A 5553-nucleotide genomic window follows, 5' to 3' on the forward strand; every position below is an offset into this window, starting at 1 on the left:
CCCGGCACGCTGCTGGGCCACGGCACGGGCGCGGGCGAGCGCCTCCTGGCCGTCACCTTCAACGACCTGGCCGTCGGCGGCCGCGAGGCCGAGGTGGAACGCGCCGGGGCCCTTGCCGCCAACCCGCGCCTGCACCACGTGGTGGTCACCGGCGCCGAGGAGACCCTGCCGTACACCGATCTCGACGGCCCCCTCACCGACGAACCCGGACCTTCCCTGGTCACGGCCGCCCGGCACCGCGCCCGGCTCGCCGCCGGCAGTGCCGACCACTTCACCGGCCACGGCGCCCGCCAGGTCCTGGACGCCCACCCCGCCCGCCTCGCCGACCTCCTCATGGACCGCAAACGCCGCCATCTGGTCCGCCCGGTTGCCGCGCTCGCCAAGGCCGACGGCTCGGTGATGGTCACCACCCGCGTGTACGGCGCCGCCCGCCGGCTCGCCCGGACGCCCTACCGGGCCGGCCTGGAAGCGCTGGCCGAGCGGCTGATGCGGCGCCGCTTCGACGAGCCCAAGGGAGCGGTCGGCGCATCCCTCGCCGCGCTGACCTGGGCCAGACCCGGGCCCGCCGCCCGCTGGCTGACGGGCGAGGCCCTGGCCGAAGTATCGGTTCTGCTGCAGGCGGAGGCAGACCGTTCGGCAACCGGCGTCCAGCGTCCCGGCGACTATCGCGCGCGTGCCGCCCTCGCCCGTCACGCCGCCGATCTGCGCGTCCTGGAACAGGCCGCCGAGATCCGCTCCCAGCGCCTGCACGCGCCGTTCCTCGACAACCAGGTCGTCCGCGCCTGCCGCGCCCTTCCGGAGGCCCTGCGCGTCCAGCCCGGCGCCCGCGCCGCCATCCTCCGTACGGTCCTGGAGGGTGCCGGCGTCACCGGCCTCCCGTCCGGCTGGGGCGCCCCCTCCCACGCTTCCTCGGCGGCGGCCGCACGCGCGGGCCTGCGCGTGGCGGCCGACCCCCTGCTCGACCTGTTCTCCACCCCCCTTCTGGCCGACGCCGGACTGGTGGAGGCCCGTGTCATCCGCGAGGCCTTGCGCGCGGGCGCCGCCGGCGACCCCATCCCCCTGGACGGCCTCGCCGACCTCATCTCCCTCGAACTCTGGCTCCACCGCCTCCTCTCCCGCCGAGGTACTTGCTGGACGGGAACCCCGGCACGCGCGCGTGCGGTGCCCTCCGGGATTCAGCCGAGAAGGGGAGCTCTGGCTTCCGGCGCTTGAACGCCGAGGGCGCTGTCCCTCCCCGTCTGGAGGCTGCCGCCCCCAGGCCCCCGCTGGGTTGGCTCCCGCCGTGGGCCGCCGCGGGCCCTTCTTGGCCGGCCGCGCAGTTCCCCGCGCCCCTGGGGAGCTGCAGGGCCGTCGCCTTCATCGCGCCGCAGCACAGGGCACCGATCACACCTCGCTCACGAAACCCCCGTGCCCAGAACCGCACCCCCCCGCGACAATGACCAGGTGCGGTACAGAATCCTGGGAGTGACCCAAGCGGCGGACGACCAGGGCACCCCCATACCCATCGGCGGCCCACGCCTGCGCACACTCCTCACCACCCTCGCCCTCCGCCCCTCCCGCACCACCACCCCCGAAACCCTGATCGACGAGATCTGGGCCGACGACCCACCCCACGACGCCCCCGCCGCCCTCCAGGCCCTGATCGGCCGCCTCCGCCGCACCCTCGGCCGCCACAGCATCGCCTCCACCCCCGGCGGCTACCGCCTGGAGGCCACCGAGGACGACGTAGACCTGTACGTCTTCGAGGAGCTCGTCCGTACCGGCACCAAGGCCCTCACCGCGGGCGACCCGGCCACCGCCCACCGCACCCTCACCGAGGCCCTCGCCCTCTGGCACGGCCCCGCCCTCGCCGACCTCCCCGACCGCACCGCCGCCACCCGCCCGGAGGCCCTGCGCCGGGAGGCGACCCGCGCCCGGGCCGCCGCCGCCCTCGACCTCGGCCGTGCCCCGGACGTCGTACCGGAGCTGAAGGAGCTGACCGCGGCCCACCCGTTGGACGAGCCTCTGCACGCCCTGCTCATCCGCGCTCTGCGCGACACGGGCCGCCCCGCCGACGCCCTCGCCGCGTACGAGTCCGCCCGCCGCACCCTCGCCGACACCCTCGGCACCGACCCGGGGCCGGAACTCAAAGCCCTGCACACGTCGTTGCTCACACAGCGGCAACCACAGCCACAGCCAAAGTCACGGCCGAAGCCGGATGCACCGCGACAGCCGGATGCACAGTCAGACGTGGAGCCGGAGCCGCTGAAGCCGGCCGCCCCCGCTCAGCCCCCCGAGCGCACCGGCAATCTCCGCCCCCGTCTGACGTCCTTCGTCGGGCGGGAACCAGAACTCGAAGCCATTCGTTCCGACTTGCACAGGGCCCGCCTGGTCACGCTCACCGGACCGGGCGGCTCCGGAAAGACCCGCCTCGCCGAGGAGGCCGCCGCAGGGCTCCCCCAGGCATGGCTGGTCGAGCTGGCCCCGCTCGACCATCCGGAGGCGGTGCCCGGCGCGGTGGTCAGCGCGCTCGGTCTGCGCGAGACCGTGCTGCTGACGAACGAGCTGGGGACCCCGCAGGCCGACCCCGTCGCCCTGCTGATCGAGTACTGCGCCCCGCGCAGCCAGCTCCTGATCCTTGACAACTGCGAACATGTCATCGGCGCGGCCGCCGCCCTCGCCGAGACCCTCCTCACCCACTGCCCGGGACTCACGATCCTCGCGACCAGCCGTGAACCCCTGGGCGTCCCCGGTGAGTCGGTGCGCCCGGTCGAGCCCCTCGTCCCGGAGCAGGCGCACCGACTGTTCGCCGAGCGCGCGAAGGCCGTCCGTCCCGACGCCGGCGCGGTGCTCTCCGACACCGAGGCCGTGGCGGAGATCTGCCGTCGGCTGGACGGGCTGCCGCTGGCCATCGAGCTGGCCGCCGCCCGGCTCAGGCTGCTGACCCCACGCCAGATCGCCGACCGGCTCGACGACCGCTTCCGCCTGCTCACCTCCGGAAGCCGCACGGTCCTGCCCCGCCAGCAGACCCTGCGCGCGGTCGTCGACTGGTCCTGGGACCTGCTGGACGAGCGGGAGCGCACGGTGCTGCGCGAGGTGTCGGTGTTCGCCGGCGGCTGGGACCTCGCGGCGGCCGAGGCCGTGTGCACCGGCCCGGCCGCCGATCTGATCGGCGCCCTGGTCGACAAGTCCCTCGTCGTCGCCGCCCCGGACGCCTCGGGCGGCAGCATGCGCTACCGCATGCTGGAGACCATCCACGAGTACGCCACCGAGCGCGCGGCCGAGGCCGCCGGGCTGCGCGCCGGCGCCGAGCGACGGCACCGCGCGTGGGTGCGCGCGCTGGTCGAGGCGGCCGAGCCGCGCCTGCGGTCGGCGGACCAACTGCCCTGGATCTCCCGTCTGGAGACCGAACTGGACAACATCCGGGCGGCACTGGACCGCTCCGTGCGCGCCGGCGACGAGCCGGAGGCGGGTGCGATTGTCCTGGCCATCGGCTGGTTCTGGTGGCTGCGCAACCACCGCCAGGAGGCGGTGTCCCGGGTCCGGCTGGTCCTCCGCCTGGGCGTGGCCCTGGACACCCTGGACACACCGGAGGGCCCGGCCCCAGGCGGTGATCTGATGGAGCTGGTGGAGTCGGCCGACCCGGTGGGGGCCCTTCTCGCCGTACCCGACGGCGAGGCCGGGCATCCGCTGCGGGAGCTGCGGATGGACCTGCGGATGCTCGACCTGTTCCTGACCTCCGAGTCGGCCACCGAGCACCTCGCGGGCGACCCGCGGGCCCCGGAGTACCTCGCGTGCGTGCGAGCCGCCTTCGCGCACGGCGGTCCCCGGGCCGCCCGGCTCCCGGGCATCGTCTGGCCGCTGACCGCCTACTACCTGGGCGGCGCGGGGGACCTCGGCCCCGACATGGCCGCAGCCGTCGCCAACTGCCGTGTGTACGGCGGCGATTGGGAAGTCGGCGTCTCCCTGATGTACCGCACCCACACGATGGTCGACTCTCCGGGCAACCTGCGAGGCGTGGACGAGGATCTCGCCGAGCTGCGGACGCTCAGCCGGCGCGTCGGGGACCGCTGGATGCGGGCCCAGGTGTGCAGCGCGGCCGGCGAGGCGGCCATGGCGCGCGGCAGGTTCGGCGAGGCGCGCGGTGAGTACGAGGAGGCGCTGCGCCTCGCCTACGAGGTGGGTGCCTACGCCGAATCGCCGTTCCTGATGGCCCGGCTCGCCGAGATCGCCTACCGTTCCGGCGACCCGAAGGCCGCGCTGGCTTCCCTGGACGAGGCGGAAGCGGCCGCCGACCGGTACGCCGTGCCGGAGTCGCGTGCCTTCGTGCTGCTGCTGCGCGCCCACATCGCCCTGCACGACGGGGAGCACGCGGCAGCCCGGGAGCTGTACGAGGCGACGTGCGCGGTGACGCACGGGGGCAACCCGCCGCCGCAGTTCGTGGCTGCCCTGCACAGCGTCGAGGCGCTTCTCGTCGCCGCCGAGTCGGGCCCCGCGCACGGGCTGCCGATCGTCGCCATGGCGCTGCGCGAGGCCGTGGCCCAGCGGTGCGCGGAGTCGATCACGGCGGGGCTGGTCGACATCGCGGCCGGTCTGCAGGCCCGGCGCGGCGATCTGGCCGGTGCGGTACGGCTGTTCGCCGCCGCGGACCACTGGCGCGACGGCAATCTCCGCCCCGAGCCGGAGCGCAGCGAGGCCCTTCGGGTGCAGTCCGGCGCCCGCGTGGTCCTCTCGGCCGAGCGGTACGAGGCCGAGCGCGCCCGGGGCGCGTCCCTCGACGTGGCCGATGTGCTGCGAGAGCTGGACGCCACTGCGGCGAGGACCGCCGAACGCGGCTAGGCACTCCGGTCTGCCGGCCTACCCGCCTACCGGTCTTCCCCCGCCTACCGGCAGGTGAACCGGGACTCCGCCCAGTCCGCGAGCGCGGCCCGGTCGAGGAGGCCGCCGTGGGGCTGTACGACGAGCCGTACGGTCCTGCGCCCGGTCAGGTTCACATGGACGGGCACGGCAGGGTCGTTTCCCCTGACCGTCCCGGAGTGCCACAGCCGTACCCCGTCGGCGTAGACGGAGAAGGACACCTTGCCGAGGCCCAGCGTCATGTCGTCCACGCCGGCCAGTGCGTCGTAGGCGGTGCACTGCCGGTTGAGGGCGATGGTCACGGAGGAGTCGCCGTGCACGGTCACCCCGCGCGCGTACTGCTTGCCGTCGATCGACATGCCGTAGCGCTGCCACACCCAGCTGCTCTCGCCGAGCTGGATCTCGGGCCGGGTGCCGTCGCCGGTGACGTCGTAGCCGAGGTCGCTCACCTCGTAGACGGTGGGGGGCGGCGGCGGAGTGGGCGGCGGGGTCGGCTTCGGCGTGGGGGTCGGGGTGGGTGTCGGCCTGGGCGTGGGCGTCGGCTTGGGGGTGGGTTTCGGTGCGGGCGTCGGCGTCGGGGTGGGGGTCGGCTCCGGGGCGACCACCACCGGCTTCGGCGCGGGCTTCTTCGACGGGGTCGGCTGCGGCGCCGGGGGCTGTACGACCGGCGCGGACGGTGCCGGCTTGGCCGCCTCCTTCGCCGGCGGACGGCTGTCG

At 75.0% G+C, this 5553-nt stretch carries 3 protein-coding genes; 2 read left to right on the forward strand and 1 reads right to left on the reverse strand.

From position 1 onward, the window contains the following. The coding region (locus tag M878_RS71150; protein WP_023549035.1) for an asparagine synthase-related protein at positions 1-1212 on the forward strand (1212 nt) is incomplete at its 5' end. Between the two features lie 231 nt (positions 1213-1443). Beyond that, positions 1444-4818: an AfsR/SARP family transcriptional regulator gene (locus tag M878_RS71155; RefSeq protein WP_209445549.1), complete on the forward strand. Its 3375-nt coding sequence runs from the start codon at positions 1444-1446 to the stop codon at positions 4816-4818. Between the two features lie 44 nt (positions 4819-4862). Here the strand turns inward: M878_RS71155 and M878_RS94585 are convergent. Next, the coding region (locus M878_RS94585) for an NPCBM/NEW2 domain-containing protein (protein WP_037730159.1) at positions 4863-5553 on the reverse strand (691 nt) is incomplete at its 5' end.

Origin of the sequence: Streptomyces roseochromogenus subsp. oscitans DS 12.976 (genome assembly GCF_000497445.1) — a bacterium.
GTDB lineage: Bacteria > Actinomycetota > Actinomycetes > Streptomycetales > Streptomycetaceae > Streptomyces > Streptomyces oscitans.